The sequence below is a fragment of the Bifidobacteriaceae bacterium genome, from assembly GCA_031281585.1.
In the GTDB taxonomy this organism is placed as follows: domain Bacteria; phylum Actinomycetota; class Actinomycetes; order Actinomycetales; family WQXJ01; genus JAIRTF01.
Genome location: JAITFE010000066.1, coordinates 1 through 26,443, shown reverse-complemented (window position 1 = coordinate 26,443; position 26,443 = coordinate 1). Strand labels below are relative to the sequence as shown.

The window sequence follows — 26,443 nt, the reverse complement described above, 5'->3', positions numbered from 1 at the left end:
TCAGCCCACCGCCGTGATGGTCAGCAGGCTGGTGTAATTCCCGGCCGGAGTCGAGGCGGGCGCCTTCAACTCCAGCGCGGCCGCCACGGTGGCCGTCCCCAGGGCGTGGCCGGTCTGGGCGAAGGCCAGCGTCTTGGCCGTCCCCAGGCCGCCGGACGCGTTCGGCGCCACCGCCGCGCCCGCCTGGGCGCCCGCTCCGGCGTTCGCCACGACCGGCGTCCAACCGAGGTATTCGCCGCCAAAGCTGCCGGCCGTGCCGGTGAAGCTGGACGCCTGTCCGCTCAGCGACCATTCGGCCTGGGTCACCCGCGTGTCCGTTACCTCGATGTTCGGCAGGGCGCCGTTCGCGGCGAAGCCGTCGGCCGTCTCAGTGGCCGTGCCGAGCGACACGGCCGCGTTCCCGGCCACCCGCCAGGAGAACTCGCCCGGCTGAGGCGGACCGGTGGTTTCCGGAATCTCAACGTCAATCGGCAGGCCGGGTGTGAAGGTCAACGGCGTGTACGTCTCGAAGGCGGGCTGGGCGGCCCCGCCGCCGGGATAGGTGTAGATGCCGTAGTTGCCGCCCACCAGGCCCTTGGCGTCAGCGGCCGCGTCCGCCGCCGCCTTGGAGACCTCGAACGTGGCCGTGAAGGACCCGTCCGCCTCCAACACGATCGCGCCGTTGGCGGCCCCGCCAACCGTCGCCTGGAACTCCGCCAGCACCGCCCAGCGCACCAAGGCGGTGGGCCGGGAGGATGAGCTGGCCCCGGCGGACGGCCTCCAAGTGTCCGCGAACCGGCCGAATCCGACGTAGACGCCGGAGGACTTGCCCGCCAGCGGCGGATACAGCCCGGTCACAGCCGTCGGGTCAAAGCCCGTGCCCTCGACTGTGATGGTCGTCACGCCATCGGCGGACAACTCCGAACGCGACACCGTCACCTGCGGGTTCAGCGGAGGCGGCGGGCTGGCGATCGACCAGGCGACCGCGACCGGCTGGGCCGGCTTCTTCGCGTCCCCGCCGGTGCCGGAGGAATACCAGTAGGAGCTTTGGCCGGTCAGCAACTGGAAGTCGACAAAGCTCTGCGGGAAGGATCCCCAGTCAGCCCCCGTCTGCGACTGGGTGACGCCGGTGACCGCCACGCCCCGGTACTCGGGCGCCAGCGTGAAGCCGGTCTCGCTCAGGGTGATGCCCTGGAAGTCGGCCAAGACGATGGCCTGGGGCGTCAACTCCTCCCACAAGGTCGGATCGGCCATCGACGCCTTGTAGCCGGACGCGGTCGCCGTCAGTTGGCCCGTCCCGTCCGCGTTCACGGTCAGCACCGGGTCCGATGCCGACCAGTACGTCATGCCTCCGTAGAAGACGACGGTGAAGCCGCCTTCCCATTCGACCGTCGCCGTCCCCGAGTCCAGGTCGACCACGCCGGCGCCGTCCGCGAACACCACGCGGTTCCCGGTGGTCGAGCCCGCGGCGGTGGTCACAGCCTGACCCGCCGCGTTTTGGCACTTGGTGGCCCAGGTCGGAGCTTCCCAGACGCCGCTCGCGGTCGGCTTTTCGATGGAGACGTCGCCGTCTTGGGCCGTCCACAGGCCGTCCGCCTCCGTCCACACTTTGGCCGATCCGGCGTTGCCAGCCACGCCGGCGCTCAAGAAGTTGCAGCCGCCATAGTAGGCGCCGCCGCCAGACTCGTCGTTGATGGACCAGGCCAGGGTGACGTCTTCCACGGCCACGTCGGCGGCCACGGCCGCCTCGGCGAACACGGCGGCGCCGGCCAGTCCGAGCGCGCCGGCGGCTAACAGGGCGGCGCCGCGCCTAAGGGACAAAGCAGGTGTCATGAGACAATTCCTTTCGGTTGAAGCCGGAACCAGCCGCGCCGCCAGGCGATCAAGGCGAAAGAGGCTGAGACCAGCAGGGTGAGAATCGCGGCGTCGACCGCGATCGAGGTGCCGGCGTCTTGAATCCGCTCCGGCACCAAGTCTTTGGGGACTTTCGTCATGACCACGGGCTCCGGCGGGGGACCCCAAGGGCTGGCGGCGGCCGTGGCCGCGCCCGCCCCGCCCTGCGCGCCGGTCACCCGCGCCACCAGGTTCGCCGCTTTGGCTGACTGGCCGCCGGTCCAGCCCTTGGCGGCCCCCGGCCGCGTTGCCGGGGTCTCAGTCGGCGAGTCGACCGGCCGCGCGGCGTCCCAGCTGACATAGGCGGCGTCCGGTGGCTTGCGGTGGTCGATCGCGGCCCCGGAGGAGTACCAGTACGAATGCAGGCCCGTCAGGCCTTGGAAGTCCACAAACGACTGCGGCCAGGCGCCCGGCGTGCTCGAGTCGCCGCCCAGCCGCTGCGCCGGGGCCCCCGGCGGCACGCCGACCGCCCGGTTCGCGTAGGCGTGTTTGAGCGTCAGGCCGTTTTCGCTCAGAGCCGCGCCTTCGCCGCCGGCCACGCCCGATGCCGCCGAGGCGGTCGCCAGCACCACCTCCGTCTCGGGGTGCCGGCCCCAGGCGCCGCCTTCGCGCGGCGCGCCGTAGCCTCCGGCGGTCGCCTTGAGTTCGGCCCCGCCGTTCGCGTCCACCGTCAGCACGGGGTCTTCGATCCAGAAGTAGGTCAACCCGTCGTAGTAGATCACCGAGAACCCGCCCTCCCAGGCGATCCGAGCCTGGCCGGTCTGGTTGTCCCGCCAACCGGTCCCGCCGGTCAACGTCACCCGGGTGTCCGTGTAGGTCGAATCGGCCTGGCGGGCGGCGTTGTACTTGACCGGTTCCCCCGCCGGGTCAAGGCAGCGGCGTTCGAATGGGACCAGGGCGCCGGAGCCGTTCACCACTTTGGCGGCGCCGGATTCGGCGTGGTAGAGGTTCTTGCCCCAGGCGCCAGGCCCCCATTCGCGGGCGGCGCCCGCGTCGCCGTTCGCGCCGGGCTTGCCGGCCATCAGGAAATTGCACTCCCCGAAATAGCTCTTGCCCCGCGTCTCCAGGTTGAATCCCCAGGTCAATTGGGCGTTGGCGAGGTTTGTGCGGTCGGCTGGCGGCTCCGGGTCACCGGTGGCCGACCCTTGCGGGATGGTGACGCTGAGCGCGATGTCGCCCCCCGCGTCGCCGTCGCCGCCCTCCGCCCAAGCCGCCCAGGGCGCGGCGGCGAACAGGAGCGGCCCCGACCAGGCCGTCAACGGCCCGGCCGCGGCCAGCGCGAGGCCAACCCGCGCCACCGCCTTCCAGCCCCTCACGGCGCCTCCCCGGCCGCTGGCGCCGCCTCAACCCAAGCCGGCGCCGGCGGTGCCGACTGCGGCAACGCCTCCGCCGCCGTGGCAAACGCCGTCAACGGCTCGCCGGTTCCCGCCGCGAGAGCAGGCAGGGGCTCGGTCGGCCCGTCTCCGATTGAGGACGGCCGGTGCGGCGCGGGCGGGCGCCCCGGCGCCGTTCCGGTTTGGGGCGGCCCGGCCTCACCCGATGCCGATCCGGTAGGCACCCGCCCCCAAGGCTCGCCGCCGGCCGTCGCAATCCCCGTGGCAGCGTGGGGCGGCCCGGCCTCGTCCAACGCCGAGCCCGGTGCCACGCGCCCCCAGGGTTCGCCGCCAGCCGCCGCAGGCCACGGGGCGGCATGGGCCAGCCGCGCCTCGTTCACCGACGAGCCAGCCTGCGACTGCCGCGACCGCCTGGCTCGCGAGCGCCTGGTGGCCGCCGCGGCGGCCAAAGACCCCACCAGGACCAGCACAAAGACGATCGCTGCGATCACAATGCCGATCTGCCAGGGGGTCAGGGTGCGGGCGTGGCCGATTTCGGCGGAGTTGTCCGCCGCCTGTTCGGAGGCCTCGACCAGCGACGGGTCGCGCCGAACAGTCAACATGGCCTCGGCGGCGGTGCCGGACGCAGCCCCGGTGATCTTCAGGGTGTGGGAGCCCACCCGCAGGTCGGCCGCCAGCGGGATGGTGGAGGCGACCTCGCCGAATTGCCCGGCGGTCAAGGGGCCGACCGACACCTCGCCATCGTCCAACACGGCTGTGACCTGCTCCCCCGGCGCGAACCCGCGCGCCGTGAACGCCAAGGCGTGTCCGGCCACAGCCGTGGTCGCGTCCACGCCCAAGGTTGGGACGCCGGCGGCGGCCGGCGGCGCGGCGGCGTTGGCGTTCGTGGCCGCGTCGGCCGCCTCAGCGCCGGTCGCCCCGGCGTCTGCCGAACTGGTCGTCCCGCCGGCGGCCGCGCCCCCGAAGCTGACCGGCGTGAACGTCTCGTTGTTCGCGTTGACCACCGCGTGCGCGCCAATCGTGATGACGCCGCATTGGACCTCGCGGCAGTCGACCCGCTGAGTTTGGCCGGAGGCGTCTTCGACTTCGAAGACCGCGCCGGGCACCTCGATCGTGGTGGACCAGGAGCCGTCGGCCGCGATCACACCGCCGTTCGCGGAGGCGGCCGTCTCCGAACCGGGGAAGGCGACAAACTTCTCCCGGCCCGCGTTGTCCTTCGCCTGGACGTCCGGCACGTACAGGAAATCGCGGCCGCCCACTCCTCCAGCCGAGGGGCGCCAATTGCCTGAGACCGACCCGAACAGCACATAGATGCCGCCGAATCCGCCCTGGATCGATTGGAAGCCCGAGCCCGTCAGCTTCAGTGTGGTGGGGCCGTCGGCGTTCGCCTGGGCCACGCCGCCAACGCCGGCCACGGTCACGCTGGCCCCGGCCGCCGCCGCCGGCAGGGCCGCCGCCCCGAGCACCATGGCCGTCAGCGCCGCGGCGGCGAACCGCCGGACCCGCGCCCGGCCCGGCCCGCGCCCCTCCGGCGCGTCCGGGGATGACGCCCGGCCCGGCCGCAAAGCGTCGACGCCACCGCGCGCGCCACCACCGGCCAGGCCGCGCCGCCTGGCGCTCCACCCGGGCCTCGCCGCGCGGACCCTGATCACACCGCGCATACCAAAGCCCCCCGCTTCGGCGCCACCACCGGCAGGCCGGTGGCCGGGTCTAACTCGACCCGGATCGGATGCTGGTACAACTCGCTCAGCCGCTCGGGGGTCGCCACCTCGACGACTGGGCCAATCCCCGCCAGTCGGCCCCCGCCGATCAGCGCCAGCCGGTCTGCCCAGGCCGCCGCCAACGTCAAACCGTGCAGCACGGCGAGCACCGCCCGGCCCTGGTCCGCCTGCCGCCGCGCCAGCGACATGACCAATTCCTGGTGCCGGATGTCCAGGGCCGCCGTCGGCTCGTCGAGCAACAAGACCTGTGAGTCTTGGGCCAAGGTCCGCGCGAAGGCGACCCTGGCCTTCTCACCCCCGGACAGCGTCTGAAAAACCCGCCTGGCCAGCCCGAGCGTGTCGGTGGCGGCGAGCGCGGCGGCCACCGCGGCATCGTCCGCCGCCGGATCGGAGCCACCCCACGGGGCGCGCCCCATCCTGACCACGTCCGCCACCGAGAACGGGAACGAGACGTGGGCTTCCTGCAGCATCACCGCCCGCTTTCGGGCCAGTTCCTTGACGCCGATGCCGTGCAGCGGCTGGCCGTCCAACGTCACCTGTCCGCGCGTCGGCCGCAGGTCGCCCGCCAGAACCGCGAGCAAGGTCGACTTCCCGGCGCCGTTCGGCCCCGCCAACGCCAGGATCTCCCCCGGCCGGACGGCTAAGTCGATCCCCTTCAGGATCTGCGCCTGGCCCACCGCGTATTCGACCGCTCGCGCCGCCAGCAACGCCGCCATTAGCCCCACCCCCCGCACTGGCGCCGCGTGCGGCGCAGCAAATAGAAGAAGAACGGGCCGCCGACAAGCGAGGTCAGCATCCCGATCGGCAGATCGGCGTAGGCGACGGCGGTCCGCGCCACCAAATCGGCGGCCATCAACAGCACCGCGCCGCCCAGGGCGCTGGCGGGCAGGAGCACCCTGTGGCCCGGCCCCATCGCCATTCTGACGAGGTGGGGCACCACCAAGCCGACAAAGGCGATGATCCCGCAAAAGGCGACCGCGGCGGCTGTCAGCAACGCGACCAGAATGATCGCGCCGATGCGTAGTTTCTCCACGTCCACCCCCAGATGCCGGGCGGACCGCTCCCCCAGGGTGAGGAGATCCAGTTGTCGGGCCAGGGTCATGGCGGCCAGTGTCGCGACCAGCACGATCGGCGCGGCCACAACGACATACTGCCAACGGGTGCCGTTCAGCGAGCCCAGTTGCCAGAAGATGATCTCCTCGCGGGCGGCCGAATCGGCCAAGAAGACGAACAAGGCGATGGCGGCGCCGGCGATCGCGTTGACGGCCACCCCCGTCAGGACGAGTGTGACCACCTCGGTGCGTCCGCCGGCGCGGCTGAGCCCGTAGACCAGCAGGGTTGTCCCCAACCCGCCCGCGAAGGCGAGCGCGGCTGTGGTCCACGGCCCCAATGCGGCCGCGCCCAAGGCGATCCCGCCGCACGCCGCCGCCGCCGCGCCGGAGCTGACGCCGATCACTCCCGGCTCCGCCAACGGGTTGCGGAAGACGCCCTGCATCAGCGCGCCCGCAGTGGCCAGGGCGGCGCCGGCCAGGGCGGCCAGCGTCAGGCGCGGCAGGCGGATCGACATCAGCACCGCCTCGGCGTTGGGGGCGGCCGGTTCGGCGCCAATGGTCAGTCCCAACTTCGCGCCCAAGATGTGCGCCACCTCGCCCGGGGCCAAATGCATCTGCCCGGTCCCGGCGGAAACGACGGCCAGCGCGACCGCCGCAATCGCAAGCGCCACCAGTAGGGCGGTGGCACGGGCTGGCCGGGGCGGCGGCAGGACCGCCGCCCCGGCTGCCGTGACCTCCGGCGGGCGGGCCTCAATCGCCCGGGAGGTGGCTTGGGTTTCGGTGCTCATCAAGTCTGATCCGGGGCGTAGATAGCGGCGGCCAGGGCGTAGAGCACCTCCGGGCTGTTAGGGCCGAAGGCCAGGATTTGGGTGTCGTCCATGTCGACTATGCGGCGGTTCTCGCCCGCCGGGGTGGCGGCGACCGCCGGCAGCTTGTCCAACAGACCGTCGACTCCGCCGACAGACTCCAGACCGCGAGTCATCACCAGGATCAGGTCGGGGTTCATGGCCACCAAGCCCTCGTCGGTCACGGGCTGCATGCCCTCCCAGCCGACCTCCGTCGCCACGTCGATTCCGCCCAAGGCTGTGATCAGCGAATCCGTTCCCGACCCTTGCCCGAACAGGTAGTACACGCCCGCGTTGCCGCGCAGGTAGAGAAAGGCGATTCGGAGCCTGTCCTGATCGGCTGCGGGGACCGCTTCGGCAATGGTCCGCTCCGCCGCGGCCACCCGCTGCCAGGTCCTTTCGGCCAATTGCTCTCCCTGCTCCGCCAAGCCCAGCGCGGCGGCGACTTGGTTGATCAGTTCGGCCGTGGTCTCCAACGACCGGTGCGAGTCGACCACCACCACGGGGATGCCGGCCTCTCTCATCTGGAGCAGCACGTCCCACGGCCCAAGGGATGTGTCCGTGATGATGACGGAGGGGGCCAACTCCAGAATCGCCTCGGCGCTGAGAGTGTTCCCGGAGGGCGTCACGCGGGGCCGATCCTTGATCTCGGCGAATGCGGAGGAGGTGTCCCGTCCCACCACGTTGTCGCCCAAACCCAGGGAGAACACGATCCGGCTGGTGGTGCCGTAGATGTCCAACGCCAGAATCCGGCTGACGTCGGTAACTCGCACCTGGGTGCCCTGAACGTCGGTGACCTCGGCCGGCAGGGCGGGCGCGGTATGCTCGCTGATCGGCTCGATCGCGGATTCGGCGACAGTGGCGGTCGAGGGCCCCACATACTCCTTGGGGTTCTCCAGCACGCGGGCTGGGTCAAAGCTCGCGGCACTGCCGCCGGCGCCGCTGGCGACCTGCGCGCAGCCCGTCATGGCCGCCAACAAGAGCACCAGCCCCAATCCGCTGAGGCGGCGGCCGGCCGCGTTCCCAAACCGCCTGCGCACCGTCAACGGCCGTCCTTTCGTGGTGTCTGTCGAGGCGGGAGCGAGCCCGTGTGGCCGGCCAGCTGGCGGCCAGCCCTCGCTCCCGTTAGGCAAGCCTAACTTAGGCTAGCCTTACCCCCCAACCTCGGTCCACTATTTGGACACTCACATGTTGCCTAATTCGGCCCCATCCCCATTTTGGCGCGAAAAAGCGGCCCCGGTGCTGGAGCACCGGGGCCGCTTCTCTTTGAGGCTCAGCCTCTACTCATTGCCTTAGCCCTTGGCCGGGGCCAGCCCCGACTCGGCCGGGATCCGGTCCGCGCTGATGCGGCGCCGGAAGACCCAGATCGACCAGGCCTGGTAGGCCAACACGATCGGCACCAAGCAGACGGCCACAATTGTCATCAGCTGCAGTGTCTTCTCGCTGGAAGCCGCCGCGTGGATCGGCTGGCCGGTGATGACCGCGCCATTCTCGAACTTCTCCAGCGGCTTGAACTGATCCTGCGGGATCACGGCGCCATCGGCGTCCGTGACCAGGCCCAGAGCGTGGAGCGCGCTAAGCGCCCCGTTCGCGTTGTCGACCCGGTCATTCAGGTTGGCCAGACCGAGGTCGTTGTCCCAAACCTTGCCGTTGGCGATCTCGGTCAGATCCATGCCCGCCGCGAACCTCGGCGTGGCCGGATCGTCGGTGACGGCCTGGAGGACCTCGACCACTTTGCCCAGGACGCCCTGAACACTGGCGGGCAAAGCGTCGATGGCGGCCTGCACCGTCTTTTGAACCTCTGCCACCACCGTCTCGGCGGGGAGCCCGGCAATCGTGGCGCCGCCAGCGACGATGTCGGCGACGACAACGCCAACCGTGGCGTCGTCCGCCGGCAGGTCGTTGCGCGCCAACGTGATCTTGACAGCCGTGATGACGTCGCCGGCGGGGATGACCCCGGCGGCCACGTCAGACGAGCCGTCCGCGATCGCGGGCACGTCCGCCAGGATCGCCGCCGTCAACGCGACGGCCGCCTCTGTCGGTTCGCCCTGCACGTCCGCGTAGGTGATGGCGCCGGTCTCTAGGGCCGCCCCCACCCGCTCAAACGTCTTCGCAACGACCATCTTCACGTCTTCCTGGGGGATCAGGCCGGCGGCCGGGAACTTCCCTTCCAGGGTGTCGGACAAGATCAACGGGGTCAGCGTGTCGCTGGTGTACGCGGTCGGGTCAGCCTGGAGGTCAGGCCCCGGCGTCGCCTCCACAGCGGCGAAGGTGGCCGCCACGACATCGTGCACGTCTGGCGGGTTGCCCTCGGAGTCTTCTCCAAGCACAATCCAGCCGACAATCGGATCCGCGATCGCGTCGCCCTTCAGCGCCACGTTGGAACCGTTGATGACGTTCGGGAACAGCGCCGCGAAGATCGTCACAACCGCCGCGAGCAAGGCCACGGTCATGGACGTGAAGGCCAAGCCGAACTTGCCGCCCAACGAGGTGAGGACCACCGCGATCAGGGCCACGGCCGCGATGGCGATGGCGATCCAGACCAACACGGTCGGGTGGTTGCCGCCCGCGAACTTCAGGCCCAGCCAGACAACCCAGACCGCCGCGATCACCGTGGCGGCGATCGACAGCTTCGGGGCCAACGACTCGGACTGGTAGCGGACCTCGCCGTCGGTCTTGAGCGACAAGAAGATGGCGCCGTGGGCCAAGAACAAGGCCGCCGTGGTCAGACCGCCCAGGAGCAAGAACCCTTGGTGCGCGATCACCAGGTCGAAGAAGCCGCCGTTGTAGACGATCTTCGACGGACCAAGCTGGGTCGGGTCGACGGCCGCTTTGACGCCCGCCACCAGGTTCGCAAAAGCGACGCCCCACAGGATCGACGGAAGCCAAGAGCCCAGAATGATGCACCAATCCCACAGCTTGCGCCAGCCGTCGCCGTTGATCTTGCCCCGGTACTCGAAAGCCACGGCCCGGATGATCAGGCCGACCAGGATCAGGAACAGCGGCAGATAAGCCGCGCTGAACAGTGTGGCGTACCACTCCGGGAAGGCGGCGAACGTGGCGCCGCCAGCGGTCAGCACCCAGACCTCGTTGCCGTCCCAGAGCGGCCCGATGGTCGAGAGCATGGTCCGGCGTTCGCGGTCCGTCTTGCCGACGATCGGCAGCAACATGCCGACGCCGAAGTCAAAGCCCTCCAACACCAGATAGCCGGTCCAAAGGACGGCGATAAGCGCGAACCACAACAGCTCCAGAGTGGTCGGCGCCGTCACCAGGCGGTGCAGCAGGCCGACCAGGCCCTGCGCGGTCGCTTCGGTCGCGGCCGGATCCACCGGCGCCGCCGGAGCGAGAGCGAGAATGCTAGTCAACATCAGATTTTCTCCTTAGCTCCGACTCAGTAGGAGAAGGTCAACGGCTTGGAATCGTCCAAGTCGGCCTTCACCTCGGGGATGGCTTCGTCATAGTTCAGGCCCTTGGACGTGTACCGCTTCATCAGGTAGAACCAGGCGATGGCCAGGACCAGGTAGATCAGCGTGAAGGAGATCACCGTCAAGGCGATGCTCCCCGCGCTCACAACCGGCGAGACCGCGTTGACGGTCTGCAACGACAAGTCCGTTTCCACGCCGCTGAGCACGTGCTCAGGCGTCAAGGTGGCCACCGGGTAGACAATGAACGGCTGACGGCCGATCTCTGTGAAGATCCAGCCGAACGCGCCGGCCAGGAACGGCATGGGCAGCGACAGGATGGACCAAGACTTCAAGAAGCCCGACCCGGTTGTCCGGCCGCCGCGCAGCGCCCACAGGCCGACCAGCGCGAGCACGGCCGAGAAGGCGCCGAAGCCGATCATCAGGCGGAAGGTCCAGAAGACCACGCCCTGCGGCGGGATCCAGTCGATCGCCTCGGCCTCTTCCTGGGACAGGTAGGCGTCGTCAAGCACCTGTTCGGCGGTGTCCATGCCGGTGACTTTGGCGCTCCCGTCACTCCAGGCCAGCCAGGAGAGCATCTTCGGGATCTCGATCAGCCTTGTGACCGAGTCGTCGCTCCACGAGCCGTCCGCGTTCTGGACGCATTCGCCGAAGGCGATGACCGTGAACCCGGCGCCCTCGTCTCCCTCGGGGGTGACGCAGAGCAACTCGGCGGCGGCCATCTTTGTCGGCTGCAACTCGGTGATGACTTGAGCCTGGTGGTGGCCGGAGAAGATCAGCGAGATGCCCGCGATCAAGATGGCCCAGCAGCCGACGGCGGCGCCCTTCCGGTACACCTGCGCCGACTCCTCGTTGCCGGCCCGAACGGCCTTGACCACCCACCAGATCGCGATGCCGGCCATGAAGGTGCCGGCCACCACGAAGGCGGTCGAGATCGTGTGCCAGAACGTTGACAGGGACAGCTTGGAGAACAGCACTTCGCCGAGGTTCGCCATTGCGGCCCGTTGCAGCTCGCCGTCGAACGTGGCGCCGGCGGGATACTGCATGAAGGAGTTGGCGGCCAGAATGAAGAAGGCCGACAGGTTAACGGCAAAGGCCACCAACCAGATCGTCAGCAGGTGGACGCCGCGCGAAAGGCGGCCCCAGCCGAAGATCCAGATACCCAAGAAAGTCGACTCGATGAAGAACGCCGCCAGCGCCTCCATGGCCAGTGGGGCACCAAAGATGTCGCCCACCATGCGCGAGTACTCGGACCAGTTCAGACCGAACTGGAACTCTTGGACAATACCGGTGACAATGCCCAGCGCGAAGTTGATCAGTAGGAGCTTGCCGAAAAATCTTGTGAGGCGGTACCACTCGTCTCGGCCGGTCTTGAACCAGAATGTCTGGAGCAGCGCGACCAGCGGCGTCAGGCCAATGGTCAGCGGCACGAAGATGAAGTGGTACACCGTGGTGATGCCGAACTGCCATCTAGCCAGATCAAGCGCGTCTTGCATGTGCACCTCCGCAGTGAGGTTAGGGAACGAAAGGGACAGGTTTGTAGTTGTTATTGAGGCAGGGGCGAACGCGCCCGGGGCCTCACTTCACGCTATGTTGAGTCGGCCCGTGTTCGTAGGACCTAGGTCCTGAAGTCTTCACAGTTTCTGCCAACTTCTTCACGATTGGAGCTCTTTTGAGGACCGTCTCGGTAGGACTACTTATCGTTGAGGGGGCAATAAAACCAACGCCGGAAGGAGTCGCATGACCCGTCCGCAGGACCCGCGCCCGGAGTCGCTGTGGCCTCGAATCGAGGCCCTGCTCAGCCACGTCCAAGGACCCGTCCAATACTTGGGCGGCGAGGTGAACTCGCAGGTCAAGCCGTGGAACTTGGACGCCCAACAAACCGTCCGGTGGGTGCTCGCCTTCCCCGACGCCTACACGGTCGCAGTCCCCAACCAGGGCGTCCAAATGCTCTACGAGATCCTCAACGAGCGCCCCGACGCCCTGGCCGAACGGGCCTACACGCCATGGCCGGACATGGAGCGCGCCATGGCGGGAGCGGGCGTCCCCTGGTTCACCGTGGACTCGCACCTCCCCGTCCGCGAATTCGACGTTGTCGGCGTGTCGCTTTCGACCGAGCTCGGCTACACCAACCTGCTGACCTGCCTGAGCCTGGCCGGGTTGGAAATCCACGCCGCCAACCGCTCCGAAACCGACCCGATCGTCATTGCGGGCGGCCACTGCGCCTTCAATCCCGAGCCGCTGGCCGACTTCATTGACGGCGCGGTGCTCGGGGACGGCGAGGAGGTGGTGGGCGCCATCACGGACGTGATCGGCGCCTGGAAAGGCGAGGGACGCCCCGGCGGACGCGACGGCCTGCTGCGGCGCCTGGCCGAACTGGACTTGGTCTACGTGCCAGCCCTGTACCGGGTCAACTATGACCCGGCCACCGGGCAGATCGCGCAAGTCGCCCCGAGGAATCCCGCCGTTCCCGCCCGGCCGGCCAAGAAGACCGTCCTCGACCTGGACGAATGGCAATACCCCAAGGCACCTTTGGTGCCGTTCGCCGAAACGGTCCACGAGCGCGCCTCCGTGGAGATCTTTCGCGGCTGTCTGCGCGGCTGCCGCTTCTGCCAGGCGGGCATGATCACCCGCCCGGTGCGCGAGCGCAGCGCCGAAGTGGTCCGCCAAATGGCGCGGCGGGCGCTGGACGCCACCGGCTTCGACGAGGTGGGGCTGCTGTCGCTGTCCTCGGCCGACCATTCCCAGATCGCGGCAATGGCCAAGACGATGGCCGACGAGTACCAGGGCTCGCAGACGGGCCTGTCGCTGCCGTCCACCAGGGTGGACGCCTTCAACATTGAACTGGCCCGCGAGCTGGTCCGGGGCGGGCGCCGGCCAGGGCTGACCTTCGCCCCCGAAGGGGGCAGCGAACGGATTCGCCGCGTCATCAACAAGCAAGTCACCGAAGCCGACCTGATCGACACTGTGACCACCGCGTTTGGCCAAGGCTGGCGATCCGTCAAGCTCTATTTCATGTGCGGGTTGCCGACGGAGGAAGAGGCGGACGTCACTCAGATCGCCGAATTGGCCCGGCGGGTGATCGAGACGGGGCGGCGCGCCACCGGCAGCAAGGACATCTCCTGCACCATCTCGATCGGTCCGTTTGTGCCCAAGCCGCACACGCCGTTCCAATGGGCCGGGCAGTGCCCGCCCGCGGTGGTGGACGCGCGCTTGGCCGCCCTGAGGCAGGCCGTGGCCGCGCAAGGGCGTCTGGGCCGCTCCATCGCGATTCGCTCGGCGCCCGGCCGGCCGGCCATGTTGGAGGGGCTGCTGTCACGAGGCGACCGCCGGGTCGGGGCGGTCATAGAGCGCGCCTGGCGCGCCGGCGCCCGGTTTGACGGCTGGCGGGAGCACCTGGACCTGGACCTGTGGGAGGCCGCCGCCAGAGCCGAACTGGAGCCGCGGGGGCTCTCGCTCGACTGGTACACCACCCGCCAGCGCGACTACGAGGAGATCCTCCCCTGGGACCACCTGGACGCGGGACTGGACCGCGACTGGCTGTGGGATGACTGGGTGGCCGCGATCGGCGGCGAAGGCGTGGAGGACTGCCGGTGGTCGAGTTGCTACGACTGCGGCGTCTGCACCACGCTCGGCGCGGAAATCCAGTTGGCGGAGTGGCTGTGAGCGCGCAGCGCCAGGGGCCGCCCGCGCCACGCCGGCGTCCGATGCCGTCCACCCCGGCTCCCCCGCCCGCCGTCCAAACGCTCGCCTTGCGTTACGCCAAGCGCGGACCGCTGCGGTTCGCCTCGCACCGCGTGATTCAGCGGGTCTTCGAGCGGGCCGTCCGCCGCGCCGGGCTGCCGATCGCCTTTTCCGCCGGGTTCACGCCGCACCCCAGGATCTCTTACTTGGGGGCCGCTCCGACCGGCGCCGCCAGCGAGGCCGAGTACCTGCTGATCCGCTTGACGGAGCACCGGCCGCCCGACTGGGCGGCAAGCTCGCTCAACGCGGCCATGCCCCGCGACCTGCCCATAATCACGGCTGTGACCTGGGATTCAGCCATCCACGGCGACCTGGGCGAACAACTGGCCGCTTCCCTGTGGCGGATTGAGCTGGGCCGGGCCGACCCGGCCCGCGCGGGGATGGCCGCAGAGCGCTTCCTGGCCTGCGACAGCTACGCCGCCCGGCGCATCCGGCCCGGCCCGGCCGAGGCCCTTGGCGGCGCGGCCGGACCGGGCTCCAAACCTGCGCGCCCCCGCCCCGGACGCGGGGACGCCAAGCCCAACCGCGAGGTCGAAGTGCGCGGAAACACACTGGCTTTGCAGGCGGACGCCGTGGCGGCGACTGGTTTCGAGCCGTCGTGTGCCATACTGGACGTGGTTTTGCGGCATGCCACGCCTGCCGTCAGACCAGACGATGTCATCGCCGCCCTTGTGGCGCACGGCCTTGAAATTGGATCGCCACCCCGTGCGACCCGGCTGGCCCAAGGTGAGTATTCGGTCGAGGCAGGGGCCGTGACGGACCCCTTCTCCCGGATGCGGACGTAGGCATCAGACCGTAAGAGGCTTACACGGCTCACTCGCCCATAGCGGGCGGGGGTCGTGCTACAACCGGCAGCCGCCGGTCAGGGCGTGGTGTCCTGGCGGCGCCATGGAGTATTCGTGTCTGAAGAACAACCGCAGCTTCCAATCGAGCTGCCTGAAATGCCCAAGCGCGCACCCAGGCGCGCGACGCGCGCCCAAGCGGCGCCCGATTTCAAAGCGCTGGACCAGCTGGTCGACCTCAGCGCCGCCGAATCCAAGCATTCCGAGCGTCTCGCCGAAGACGGCGGCAAAGCCGCCAAGGCTTCCGGGTCGGCCCGCTCACGGCGGGCCAAGGCCGCGGCGGGGCGGGGAACGCCCGAGGCGGCGGCGCCCGGCGCGGACTCGGCGGGCGCCTCAGGGCCAGCCCCGGACTTGGCGGCGGCGGTCGCCGCCGCTCTCACGGCAGACCAGCCCAAAGGCCGACCCAGCCGGTCGCGCAGGGCCGGGGCGCCGGCGGGCCAACCCGCGGCGGGCCAATTCGCAGTGGGCCAATTCGCTTTGGACAAAGCGAGTGCGCCGGACACGGCACCGGCAATGAGCCAGACGCCCGCAGCGGACCAAGCGCCCGCGAGGGATTCGGCGCCCGAGCCGGACCAGGCGCGGGCCGCAGACCAGGCCCCGAGCCGAGCCGCCCGCTCACGGCGGGCCAAAGCGGCGGCCCAGCCCGCAGGGGGCGAAGCGCTTGAACCCGGCGCCGACCGGGGTCTCGCGGCGGCGGTCGCCGCCGCCCTGACGCCCGGCCAACCCGAGAAGCCAGCCAGCCGGTCACGGCGGGCCAAGGCGCCCGCGGGCCAACCGGCGCCAGCCGCTGAGGCAGGGCCAGACGCTCACCCGGCCGCGGCTGAGCCCGCTGTCCAGCCCAGCCGGTCGCGGCGGGCGAAGGCCCCGGCGGGCACGCCGGAGCCGAACCAGGCTTCGGCGGCCACTGCCGCCGCTACGCCCGTGGTGGCCAAAGCCGGCTCCAGCCGCTCGCGCCGGGCCAAGGCGGGCACGGCGGCTGATTCGCCGCCTCCGGCCGACCAGGCCGACCCCCAGACGGCCGCGGGCGAGCCGCCCGCGCCGGTGGGCGGGCGTCCGCCCATGGCGGCGCTTCTCTTCCAAGCCCCGGTGCTGTCCCCGTCCCCCACCCGGCGCCGCGCGGCCGAACCGGACGAGGACCTAGCGGCTGACGAGTTGGCCGACGCCGGCGCGGCGGCGCCGCCCAGCGCCGGCAAAGCCGGCGAAACAGCCGGCCGCGCGCGTTCGACGGGCCGCGGCGGACGCGGTCGCGGGGCCGCCAAAGCCGGTTCGGGCCTTGGCGAGGCGGAAACGGGCGACGAGCGAACGGCATCGGGCACCGGCGGGAAAAGCGCCCGCGGACCGAAAGCCGAGCCGGCGGGCGGGGCCGAGGGCGCCGGGCAGGGCGAACCGGCCGAGGCGGCCGAAGAGGGAGAAGAGTCCGGTTCGCGGCGGCGCCGGCGGCGCACCCGGACCGGCCGCAAAGGCGAAGCCGGCGGGGAAAGCGCGGGCGAAGGGGTCACCGCGCTGGCGGGGTCGACGCGTCTGGAAGCCAAGCGCCAGCGCCGCAAAGAAGGCCGCGAGACCGGGCGGCGGCGCATCCAAATCACCGAGGCTGAGTTCTTGGCCCGGCGCGAATCGGTCGAACGCCGCATGGTGGTCCGGGAACGGGACGGCCGCACCCAGATCGCGGTCCTGGAGGACGGCGTGCTCGTCGAGCATTACGTGGCCCGGCGGACGCAGCATTCCATGGTGGGCAACGTCTACCTGGGGCGGGTCCAAAACGTGCTGCCGTCAATGGAGGCGGCGTTCGTGGACATCGGCCGGGGGCGCAACGCCGTCCTCTACGCGGGCGAGGTCAACTGGGACGCGGCCGGCCTGGAGGGCCAGCCCCGCCGGATAGAGCAGGCCCTGTCCTCCGGAGACGCGGTCATGGTGCAAGTCACCAAGGACCCAATCGGCCACAAGGGCTCCCGCCTGACCTCGCAGATCACATTGGCCGGGCGTTACCTGGTGTTCGTGCCGGACGGGTCCATGACGGGCATCTCCCGCAAACTGCCGGAGGCGGAACGCCAGCGGCTGAAGAAACTGCTCAAGGAGATCGTGCCGGACGGCTCCGGCGTGATCGTCCGGACGGCCGCCGAGGGCGCCTCTGACGCGGAACTGCGCGCGGACGTCGAGAGGCTGGCCGCCGCCTGGGCGAAGATCCAGCAAAAGGCCGCCACCGCGCAGGCCCCCGCGCTTTTGAAGGGCGAACCGGACCTCGCCATCCGCGTGGTGCGGGACATCTTCAACGCCGACTTCACCTCCCTGACCGTCTCCGGCCCCCAGGCCTGGGACGACATCAGCGGCTACCTGCAAGAGGTCGCGCCGGAACTGTGCGACCGCGTTGAGCGCTGGACCTCAGATCAGGACGTGTTCGCCGCGGACCGGATCGACGAGCAGTTGGCGAAGGGCATGGACCGCAAGGTCTGGCTGCCCTCCGGCGGCTCGCTGGTGATCGACCGGACCGAGGCGATGAGCGTGATCGACGTCAACACCGGCAAGTTCACCGGGGCTGGCGGCACCCTTGAGGAGACCGTCACCCGCAACAACCTGGAGGCCGCGGAGGAGATCGTGCGGCAGCTGCGGCTGCGGGACATCGGCGGGATCATTGTGATCGACTTCATCGACATGGTTCTCGAATCGAACCGCGATCTGGTGCTGCGGCGCCTGGTCGAAGCGCTGGCCCGCGACCGCACCCGCCACCAGGTGGCCGAGGTGACGTCGCTCGGCTTGGTCCAGATGACCCGCAAACGGGTTGGCCAGGGCCTCGTGGAGGCCTTCTCCGAGACCTGCGAGGCCTGCGGCGGCCGGGGATTCATTGTCCACGCCGATCCGGTGGAGCGCTCGCACGGAGGCTCGGGTTCGGGCTCCGGGGGCTCCGGCGGTTCCAGCGCGGACGGCGGCGACGGCGGATCGAAGCGCAAGAAGCGCGGCGGCAAGAAGCACCGGAAGAAGGGCGCCGATGCCGCCGGGTCGGATCGCTCCGACGCCCGCGGCAACGGCGGTGGCCCCTCAGGCGACGGCAACGGCGCTTTGGTGCTCGCCCAGACGCCGCCGGAGGCCAAGGCCACGCTGGCGTCGATCGCCGCCGCGGCTGCCGCGTCCCGCGAGACGGCCGCGACGAAGGCCCAGGCCAAGACCCCGGACGCCGACGCGGACCCCACGGCCGCCTGAATTAATCTCCCCCTCACCACGCCCGGCCTTGGGGCTCCACGGCCGCCTCCGGGAATGCCGACGCGCCGAAAGCCGTTGGCACAAAGGCGATCCGAACCGGGCCCGGCCGCGGGCGAATGCCGCGCGTCTTCCGAGGCGATGACCGTTCTGATCGCTTGAACCGGGATAACAGACCATCGAGGGAGAGCCGCCGTGCAGATATTCGTCAAGACGCTGGACCACAAGACCATCACCTTGGAGGTTGAGAACGCCGACACGATCGAATCCGTCAAGGAGAAGATTCAGGCGCTGACGGGGGTGCCGGCGGACCGGCTTGACCTGACATTCGGCGGGAAGTACCTGGAAGACGGCCGGACGCTCCAGGACTACAACATCCAGAAGGAAGCGACCCTGCAGCTGGAGTTGCGGCTCGAAGGCGACCCCGTCGAGGAAGAGCCCGTCGAGGAAGAGGAACCGGCTTACGGCGTGTATGTCCGTTTGCCCAACGGCGAGAGCCAGTGCATCGAGGCCCGTGCATCCGACACAATCGCGTCGGTCAAGCAGCAGATCGCGGACGCCACCGGGCTAAGCCCGGACCACCTGGTGTTGATCTACGAAGGCACGCAACTGGAGGACGCCAAGACGCTCGCCGAGAACTGCGTGCAACGCAACACGGTTGTGCACGTGATCATGCGCGACCCGGGAACCGTGCAGCAACCCTCCGAGAATGAGGAAAAGCCGCCGGAGTCCGAAACCGCGCTCCCGCCGGCCGAAGAGCCCGTGGACGGCGCCCAGGAAGGCGGCGATCCGGCGGGCGGCGACCCAGCCGCCGGCGGAGAAGAGCAAGGCGGCGGGCCCGGTCCGGACGAAGGCGAACCCGAGCCGGGTGCGGGCCCCGAGGGGAACCCCGGCAGCGAGCCGGACGGCCAAGGCGACGAGGACGGCGGCCAGACGGACCCCGACCCGGGCCCTGGGCAAAACCCGCCCGAGGGCGGCGACCCGGCAGATGACGGCGACCCCACAGATGACGACCCCACAGATGACGGCGACCCCGCAGATGACGGCCACCCTGCAGATGACGGCCACCCCGCCGCCGGCGGAGAAGAGCAAGGCGGCGGGCCCGGTCCGGACGAAGGCGAATCTGAGCCGGGCGCGGGCCCCTATGAGAACCCCGGAAGCGAGCCGGACGGCCAAGGCGAAGAGGACGACGGCCAGACGGACCCCGATGCGGGCTTTGGGCAAAACCCGCCCGAGAACGGCGACCCGGCGGACAGCGACGAAGAGCACGGCACTCAGACGGAGCCGGGCGCGGGCTCGATCCCGCAAGAGCCGCCGACCGAGGACGGGGAGCCGGTGCCGGGCGCGCCCGAAGCGGCGTCCCCCGAAGCGGCGTCCCCCGAAGGCACCGCCGAGCAGGGGGTGGAAGCCGAGGCCGCCGACGCGCTTGATCGGGCGGACGCGCTTGATCGGCAAGACCAGCCCGCCCGTCAGGCGGAGACGGTTCTTGAGGCGCGGACGGGCGACCAGGACCCCGGTGCGTACGAGCTTCAGAGCGGGCACCAGGGCGAGGCGCTGGAGTTGGCAGCGGTTTGGAGCCCGGCGGACGCTCAGTTCCCGGCCGAGCAGCAGGTTTCCGCGCTGGCCGGAGAGCGGGCACCCAGTGCGGCCGACAGCCTTGCCGAAGAAGGCGCGACCGAAGCCCAATCCGGCACGACCGCCCGCTTGGACCCGGTCTCCGCGCCCGCCGGCGGCGTGGGCGACCCGCTCGCCGCGGCCCTGGCCGGTGTGGGAATGGTCGCCGCCGTGTTCCTGGTGGTGTTCCGGCACCGGCGCAAGCAGGCCGACCCGGCCGCCTGACCGGGCCAAAGCCCCGGCCACCCTCCCGGCCGGGGCGCCGGCCCGCGAAAAAGCCCGGCCAGCCTGGCCGCGGCCGGCTCCGGACGCTCTCCCGACGCGACCATCTCAGCCGGGGCGAACACCTCGGGCGCGCGGACGGCATCGGGCAACTGTGCGGAGATATGGCGAAGGAATCGCGGACAAACGGCACCCGTTGGGAGCGGCGGCCCTTGAGCATTCGGTAGGATCGGGCGCTGATGAAGCCCCTCGATCCCCGGCTCCTAAAACATGCCCGCGCCGCCCGGAACTACATGATCCTGACCGCCGCGCTCGGGGTCGTCATGTCGGTGGCGGTCGTGTTCCAGGCCATCGTGGTGGCGCGTTTGGTCGGCACGCTCGCGTCAGGCGGCACGACCGGGCCGGGCTGGCTCCGGAACGGCCTGATCGCCGTCGCCGTGATCGTGGCCGCGCGGGTGGCGGTCGCCTGGATTCAGGAACGGTTCGCGCACCGGGCGGCCACCAACACGATCGCCGAACTGCGGGGCGCGGTCCTGGAGCACGTCGTGGCGCTGGGGCCCAGAGCCGAAGCCGAGGGCGGGGCCGCCAAAGCCGCCCAACTGGTCACCCGCGGCCTTGACGCGCTGGACGCCTATTTCACGCGCTACCTGCCGCAGTTGCTGATGGTGGTGACGGTGACCCCGATCCTCCTGATCGTGGCGGGGTTCGTGGACTGGGTCTCTTCCATCATCATGTTCGTCACCATTCCGCTGATCCCGGTGTTCATGGTGCTGATTGGACGGTTGACCGAAGCCTATTCGGCGCGCCGGCTGCGGACCATGACGCAATTGGGCGCGCAGGTGATGGACCTGATCACCGGCCTGCCCACGCTCAAAGCCCTGGGACGCGAAAAGGGGCCTGAGACGCGGGTGCGGCAACTGTCGCAGGCCCATCAGAAGGCAACCTTCGGCACCGTTCGCATCGCATTCCTGTCCGGCGCGGCCCTGGAACTGATCGCCACCTTGTCGGTGGCGCTGGTCGCGGTGTCGGTCGGCCTAAGGCTCCAAGCCGGGCACATGTCGCTGGTGGACGGGCTGGCCATCATCATGATCGCGCCGGAAATCTACCTGCCGCTGCGGAACGTCGGGGCGCATTTCCACGCCTCCGCCAACGGGGTGGCCGCGTCGAACCGGGCTTTCGACATCCTGGCGGTGCCGCTGCCGGCGCCGGGCATGGCCCCGGCACCAGACTTGGCCGCCGCCGCCATCGTCTTCGAGAACGTCTCCGTCAAAGCGCCCGGCCGCGACTACCTGGCGCCCGCCGACCTCAGTTTCCGCCTGGCGCCGGGCTCGCTGACCGCGCTGACCGGCCCAAACGGGGCTGGCAAGTCGACCACCGTGGCGGTGCTGCTGGGCTTGTTGCGGCCGGACCGGGGACGGGTGTTGATCGAGCCGACCGCGGGCGGCCCGGCGGTCGACCTCGCCGAGGTCGACCCGACCAGTTGGTGGGCGCAGATCGCTTGGACGCCGCAGCAGCCCGCGTTGCTGCCAGGGACGGTCCTCCAGAACCTCCTCGAAAGCTACGATGCGACGCCGGAGCTAACGCCGGAAGTGGAGCGCGCCGCCCGCGCCGCCGCCTTCGACGCGGTGGTGGAGGAGCTTCCTGCAGGCTGGGAGACCCGAATTGGGCAGGGCGGAGTCGGCCTGTCGGTGGGCCAACGCCAGCGCCTGGCCCTGGCCCGCGCCTTCCTTGGGAACCAGCCGCTGGTGATCCTGGACGAGCCGACCGCGCACCTTGATCCGGCGACCGAGGCTTCGATCCTCGGGTCGATAGCGGCTCTGCAACGCCAGGGCCGCACCGTCTTGGTGGTGGCCCACCGCGCGTCGCTGTTGGGGCAAGCCCACCAAGCGGTCCCAGTCGACTCGACCGCGCTGAGCGGGGCCCCCGCATGAGCCGCGCCGCCGCGCCGCCGGTGAAGGGCGAAACGGGTTCGGCGCCTGGGCGTCCCCTGCGCCGCGCGATCGCCCTGACCGGGTTGAAAGCGGGGCCGTTGGCCGCCGCCGTCTTCTTCGGAGCCCTCACCCAGGCCGCGTCGGTGGCGCTGGCGGGCGCCTCGGCGTGGTTGATTGTGCGCGCCTCGCAAATGCCGCCGGTGCTGTCGCTCCAGGTGGCCGTGGTCGGGGTGCGGGCCTTCGGGATCACGCGCGGCATCTCCCGCTATGTCGAGCGGTTGACCGCCCACCGGGTGGCCCTGAACGGCATGACGAACCTGCGCGTCCGCCTCTACGAGCGGATGGCCGCCGGCTCCGGTTCCGGCGCGGCCGCCTTCAAACGCGGCGACGTGCTGGCCCGGGTGGGCGGAGACATTGACGACGTGGGCGACCTGGTGGTCCGGGGCATCATCCCGGCGCTGGTCGCGGCCGTGCTGATCGTCGGCTCGTCCGCCGCGGTCGCCGCCTTCCTCCCGGTGGCCGGGCTGGCCGTTTTCGCCTGCCTGGCCCTGGTGGCGGTGGGCGGCCCGCTGGCGACCTTCCGGGCCGCGCGGCTGTCCGAGTCAATGGCCTCGGCCGCCCGCGCCGACGTGTCCGCGTCTTCGCTCGGGATCATTGAGAACGCCTCCGAACTGCGCGTGGGGGGCCAGTTGGCCAACGCCATGGCGGCGCTCAAAGCCCAGGAGCGGCGCCTGGCCGCAGCTGCGGATGCCGTCGCCAAACCGTCCGCCTTCGCCACCAGCCTGACTGAGATCGGCTCCGGATTGGCGCTGATCCTGACCCTCATCCTGTCCGGCGCCGCGTGGCACGCGGGGGCCATCTCCGCCACCGAGGTGGCCGTGATAGTCCTCATGCCGCTCGCGGCCTTCGAGTCGGTGGCCGGCCTTTCGCCCGCCGCCGCCCAGGTTTACAAGTCCCGCGCCGCCGCCGCCCGGATCGTGGCTTTGGCCGATGCCGGGCACTCGGCCGCCGCCCGCCCCACCGCCAAGCGGTGGCTCGACGACCAGCCCCCCACGGGCGTGTTGGAGGCCAAAGGCCTGGCCGCCGGTTGGGGAAACGGACGCGCGGTGGTGACGGGGATCGACCTCACGTTGGCGCCCGGCCAGGCCGTGGGCCTGGTCGGCCCGTCGGGGGCCGGCAAGACCACGCTCCTGACCGCGCTGGCGGGGCTGATCGAGCCCCAAGCGGGCGAGGTCGCAGTCGGCGCGGCCGCCCTGTTCGGGCTGACCTCCGAGGCGCGCGCCGAGACGGTCGCCTTCATTGCCGAAGACGCCCACATCTTCGCCACCACGGTGCTGGAAAATCTCCGCGTGGCCAAGGGCCCCCTGACCGAGTCGGAAGCCGCCGCCGTCCTCGACCAAGTGGGACTGGGCGCGTGGGTGGCGGGGCTCCCAGACGGAATCGACACCCTGCTTGGCGCGGGCGCCGGGTCGTTGTCCGGCGGCGAGCGCCGCCGCCTGCTGCTGGCGAGGGCCCTGGTCAGCCCCGCCCAGTACGTCCTGTTGGACGAGCCTGCCGAGCACCTCGACGCGGACGCCGGTCGACGCCTGACCGGTGAGCTGATCGCGGCCGCGCGGGCCGCCGGACGCGGCCTGCTGGTGGTCTCCCACCAGGAGGACACGCTGGCTCAGGCCGACCGCGTGTACAGGCTGGCGGACGGCGTCCTCGCCCTGGCGCGGACGGGCGGTTCGGGCGCCGGGGCCGAACGGACCGGGGATCAGCCGCCCGAGAGGCGATAATGGACCGCATGGGTCCAGGCGATGACGAGTCCGAATCGGCGCTGCTTGACGCGGTGGTGTCGCTGTCGCGGCGCCTCGACCTGGCCGAGGTGCTCGCCGAACTGGTGCGGGCGGCGCCGGAACTGACCGGCGCGGAAGACGCGGCGGTGAGCGTGCTCGACGGGCGCGGCATCGACGAACGTTTTTACACCTACGGCGCGGACGGGGCGATGGCGGCCCAGCTGCGCCAATTCCGGAGCGCCATGACGCTGATGGCCCGCATCCCGACCCACGAGCCGCTGATCATGGACGAGGTCCCCGCCTCGCTGATCGGCCTGCCGCCGGACGCCGACGTGCTGGTCAACAATCTGCTGGCGGTGCCGGTTCGGGTCCGCCACACTGTCTTCGCGCACGTCTACCTGGTCAATAAACCGGGCGGCTTCATCCCGCGCGACGGCGAGACGGTGTCCACCCTGGCCACCGCCGCGGGGGTGATGATCGAGAACGCCCAGCTTTACCAGGCCTCGCAACGCCGCGAAAGCTGGCTGGCGGCCGGGCAGGGCATCACCACCATGCTGCTCTCCGGCGTCGAAGAGGAGGAGGCCCTGACGGTCATCGCCTCGCAGGCAAAAGACGTGGCGGGCGCGGCCACGGCCGCCCTGATTCTCCCGTCCGTGGGCGACCAGCTGATCATCGAGATCGCCGAAGGGGTCGGGGCGGAGTCGCTGGTGGGCACCAGGATGCCCCACGACGGCCGCTCCCACACCGTCCTGACCGAGGGGATCGGCATGATTGTCGACTCGTTGGCCAGCGCCTACACCCTCCGGGTCACCCAATTGCGCGAATACGGGCCCGCCCTTTACGCCCCCATGCGGACCTCCGGGCGGTCGGTCGGCGTGATGCTGCTGCTGCGGGGGAAGGGTTCGGCCTCCTTCGACCAGGCCGACCTGACCACCGCCGAGTCGTTCGCCTCCCAAGCCGCGCTGGCTTTGGTCTTGGCCGAGGCCCGCCACAACTCCGACCTGTCCGCGCTGGTCTCGGAGCGCGAGCGGATCGCCCGCGACCTGCACGACCTGGCCATCCAGCAGTTGTTCGCCACCGGCATGCGGCTGGAGTCGGCCCGCCAGGCGGCCGCCGCCGGAGTTGAGCCCGAAGGCTTGGTCAAGACTCTGACCAGCGCCCTTGACTCGATTGACTCGACCGTGCGGGAGATCCGCGCGATCGTCTCCCACCTGCGCGGCCCCGGAACCGACGAGCCGATCGCGGAGCGCCTGCGCCACGAGGCCTCCGCCGCCCGGGCCCTGCTGGGCTTCGCCCCGTCGCTGGTGCTGCTGGTCGACGGGCGCGCGTCCGCGCCCTTGGACGCGGACGTGGCGGCGGCGGACGGCCTGATCTCCCATTCGCTGGGGGACGACTTGGTGGCGGTGGTCCGCGAGGGCCTGTCCAACGCCGGCCGGCACGCCAAGGCCGCCTCCGTCACCGTCACCGTCTCGTTGGTCTCGCCCGGCTCCCCGGACGGGCGCCCCGGCCAGGTGACGGTCGTGGTGGAGGACGATGGCGTCGGGTTGCCGGACGAACGCGCCCGCCAGTCGGGTTTGTCCAACTTGGCCGACCGGGCCCTGGCGCGCGGCGGCCTTTTCAGCGCCGGGAGGGCGCTTGGCGGCGCCGGGACCCGCTTGGAGTGGATCGCCCCGCTGAGCTAGCCGGGCCCCGCCTGCGTCGCCGCGCGTTGGCCGCTACGAACGCCAGGAACTCGACTCTTTGGCCGCCACCCAGGCGGCCACCTGCGTGCGGCGCTGCAAGCCCATCTTCGCGAGCAGCGAAGTGATGTGGTTCTTGACCGTCTTCTCGGCCACGCCCAGGCGCTCCGCGATCTCGCGGTTCGACAGGCCCTCGCCGATCAGGGCCAGAACCTTGTGCTCTGACGGGGTCAGGTCGGCGGTCGGGTCCTCGTGGTCGGCGCGGCGCCGGGTCAGCGTCCGCTCGTCCAAGAGCGTCCGGCCCTGGGCGACGGCCCTGATCACGTCCGCGATTTCCGCGCCGCGGACCGACTTGATGAGGAACGCCGCGGCACCCACCTCGAGCGCGGCGGCCAGCGCGTCATCGTCGTCAAAAGACGTCAACACCACCGGCCGGGCCGTGGGGGCGGCCGTGCGCAGCTGTTTCATCAGGTCAATGCCCGTGCCGTCCGGGAGCCGCAGGTCGACCAGGATGACGTGGGGGGCCACGAGCACCGCCCGCCGCAGCGCTTCGGCCACGGAGCCGGCCTCTGCCACCACCCGCATGCCGTCCGAGCGCTCGACTACTTCGGCGATGCCTCGGCGGACGACTTCGTGGTCGTCCACGATCATGACGTTGATTTGGCTAAGGGGTCTGGGTTCGAGGTCACTTCCTTGCACGCCGCTAACCCTAGCGTGACCAGCGAAGCAAGGCCAAGCGCGCCGTGCCGTCAAACTGCGGCGAAAAGTCAGCGCGGGTAGCCCTCGCCGGTCAAGAGCATCAGCCAAGCCGCTGGTCGCGCGGCTCGGGCCGCTCTTCGCGGGCGGGTTTGGCCGCCTCCTCGGCGCCCTCGGCGCCGACCGCCGTGCTTGCGCTCAAACGCCGATACGCGTTCTCGGCCGCCCGCTGCTCCGCCAGCTTCTTCGACGTGCCGCGGCCGCGGCCCCACTCCCGGCCGTCCACCAGCGCCTGGGCCTCGAACACCCGCGCGTGGTCCGGGCCGGTGCCGTCCGCCTGGTATTCGACCGGCGCCATGCCCAGGGAGGCGGCGAGTTCCTGGAGCGAGGTTTTCCAGTCCAGGCCCGCGCCCAGTTGGGCGGCCCGTTCGAGAGTCGGCCCGACCAGCCTCAAGACCACATCCCTGGTGTCCTCCAGGCCGTGGCTGATGTAGACCGC

Annotated in this window: 17 protein-coding genes; 7 read left to right on the top strand and 10 right to left on the bottom strand. The window is 70.6% G+C overall.

From position 1 onward, the window contains the following. From LBC97_07770 to LBC97_07735, 8 genes are all read right to left on the bottom strand, one after another. On the bottom strand, positions 1-1,812 hold the full coding sequence (locus tag LBC97_07770; protein MDR2565944.1) for a WxL domain-containing protein: 1,812 nt from the start codon (positions 1,810-1,812) through the stop codon (positions 1-3). After that, a complete protein-coding gene (locus LBC97_07765) occupies positions 1,809-3,188 on the bottom strand; it encodes a hypothetical protein (GenBank protein ID MDR2565943.1) in 1,380 nt (459 codons plus the stop codon). The genes LBC97_07770 and LBC97_07765 overlap by 4 nt, the downstream gene beginning before the upstream one ends. Then, entirely contained in the window at positions 3,185-4,867 is a 1,683-nt protein-coding gene (locus LBC97_07760; protein MDR2565942.1) for a hypothetical protein, read from the bottom strand. The genes LBC97_07765 and LBC97_07760 overlap by 4 nt, the downstream gene beginning before the upstream one ends. After that, on the bottom strand, positions 4,855-5,643 hold the full coding sequence (locus tag LBC97_07755) for a heme ABC transporter ATP-binding protein (protein MDR2565941.1): 789 nt from the start codon (positions 5,641-5,643) through the stop codon (positions 4,855-4,857). Before LBC97_07755 ends, LBC97_07760 begins: the two co-directional genes overlap by 13 nt. Then, the gene (locus LBC97_07750) at positions 5,643-6,767 is read right to left on the bottom strand and encodes an iron ABC transporter permease (protein ID MDR2565940.1); all 1,125 of its coding nucleotides are present in this window, start codon (positions 6,765-6,767) and stop codon (positions 5,643-5,645) included. Before LBC97_07750 ends, LBC97_07755 begins: the two co-directional genes overlap by 1 nt. Further along, positions 6,767-7,864 carry an ABC transporter substrate-binding protein gene (locus tag LBC97_07745; protein MDR2565939.1) on the bottom strand — a complete coding sequence of 366 codons (1,098 nt, stop codon included), beginning with the start codon at positions 7,862-7,864 and terminating at the stop codon, positions 6,767-6,769. Before LBC97_07745 ends, LBC97_07750 begins: the two co-directional genes overlap by 1 nt. A gap of 252 nt (positions 7,865-8,116) precedes the next feature. Next, positions 8,117-10,192 (bottom strand): cytochrome d ubiquinol oxidase subunit II, encoded by a 2,076-nt coding sequence (cydB, locus tag LBC97_07740; GenBank protein MDR2565938.1) that lies wholly within the window; start codon positions 10,190-10,192, stop codon positions 8,117-8,119. Between the two features lie 23 nt (positions 10,193-10,215). Continuing rightward, the gene (locus tag LBC97_07735) at positions 10,216-11,742 is read right to left on the bottom strand and encodes a cytochrome ubiquinol oxidase subunit I (protein MDR2565937.1); all 1,527 of its coding nucleotides are present in this window, start codon (positions 11,740-11,742) and stop codon (positions 10,216-10,218) included. Positions 11,743-11,986: 244 nt separating this feature from the next. Here LBC97_07735 and LBC97_07730 point away from each other — a divergent pair, with 244 nt between their 5' ends. From LBC97_07730 to LBC97_07700, 7 genes are all read left to right on the top strand, one after another. After that, complete coding sequence (locus LBC97_07730) at positions 11,987-13,912, top strand: TIGR03960 family B12-binding radical SAM protein (protein MDR2565936.1); 1,926 nt, start codon at positions 11,987-11,989, stop codon at positions 13,910-13,912. A 41-nt stretch (positions 13,913-13,953) separates the two neighbouring features. After that, on the top strand, positions 13,954-14,775 hold the full coding sequence (locus LBC97_07725; protein ID MDR2565935.1) for a TIGR03936 family radical SAM-associated protein: 822 nt from the start codon (positions 13,954-13,956) through the stop codon (positions 14,773-14,775). Positions 14,776-14,889: 114 nt separating this feature from the next. Further along, positions 14,890-18,027 (top strand): Rne/Rng family ribonuclease, encoded by a 3,138-nt coding sequence (locus LBC97_07720; protein ID MDR2565934.1) that lies wholly within the window; start codon positions 14,890-14,892, stop codon positions 18,025-18,027. Between the two features lie 192 nt (positions 18,028-18,219). Next, a complete protein-coding gene (locus LBC97_07715) occupies positions 18,220-19,863 on the top strand; it encodes a hypothetical protein (protein MDR2565933.1) in 1,644 nt (547 codons plus the stop codon). A 236-nt stretch (positions 19,864-20,099) separates the two neighbouring features. Then, on the top strand, positions 20,100-21,791 hold the full coding sequence (gene cydD / locus LBC97_07710) for a thiol reductant ABC exporter subunit CydD (protein MDR2565932.1): 1,692 nt from the start codon (positions 20,100-20,102) through the stop codon (positions 21,789-21,791). Continuing rightward, on the top strand, positions 21,788-23,569 hold the full coding sequence (gene cydC / locus LBC97_07705; GenBank protein MDR2565931.1) for a thiol reductant ABC exporter subunit CydC: 1,782 nt from the start codon (positions 21,788-21,790) through the stop codon (positions 23,567-23,569). Before cydD ends, cydC begins: the two co-directional genes overlap by 4 nt. 8 nt (positions 23,570-23,577) lie before the next feature. After that, a complete protein-coding gene (locus LBC97_07700; protein MDR2565930.1) occupies positions 23,578-25,251 on the top strand; it encodes a GAF domain-containing protein in 1,674 nt (557 codons plus the stop codon). A 33-nt stretch (positions 25,252-25,284) separates the two neighbouring features. On the opposite strand, the gene LBC97_07695 is transcribed toward LBC97_07700, so the two are convergent. Together LBC97_07695 and LBC97_07690 are read right to left on the bottom strand one after the other, a co-directional pair. Continuing rightward, on the bottom strand, positions 25,285-25,947 hold the full coding sequence (locus LBC97_07695) for a response regulator transcription factor (protein ID MDR2565929.1): 663 nt from the start codon (positions 25,945-25,947) through the stop codon (positions 25,285-25,287). Positions 25,948-26,047: 100 nt separating this feature from the next. Then, on the bottom strand, positions 26,048-26,443 hold a 396-nt coding region (locus tag LBC97_07690), incomplete at its 5' end, for a ribonuclease III (GenBank protein MDR2565928.1).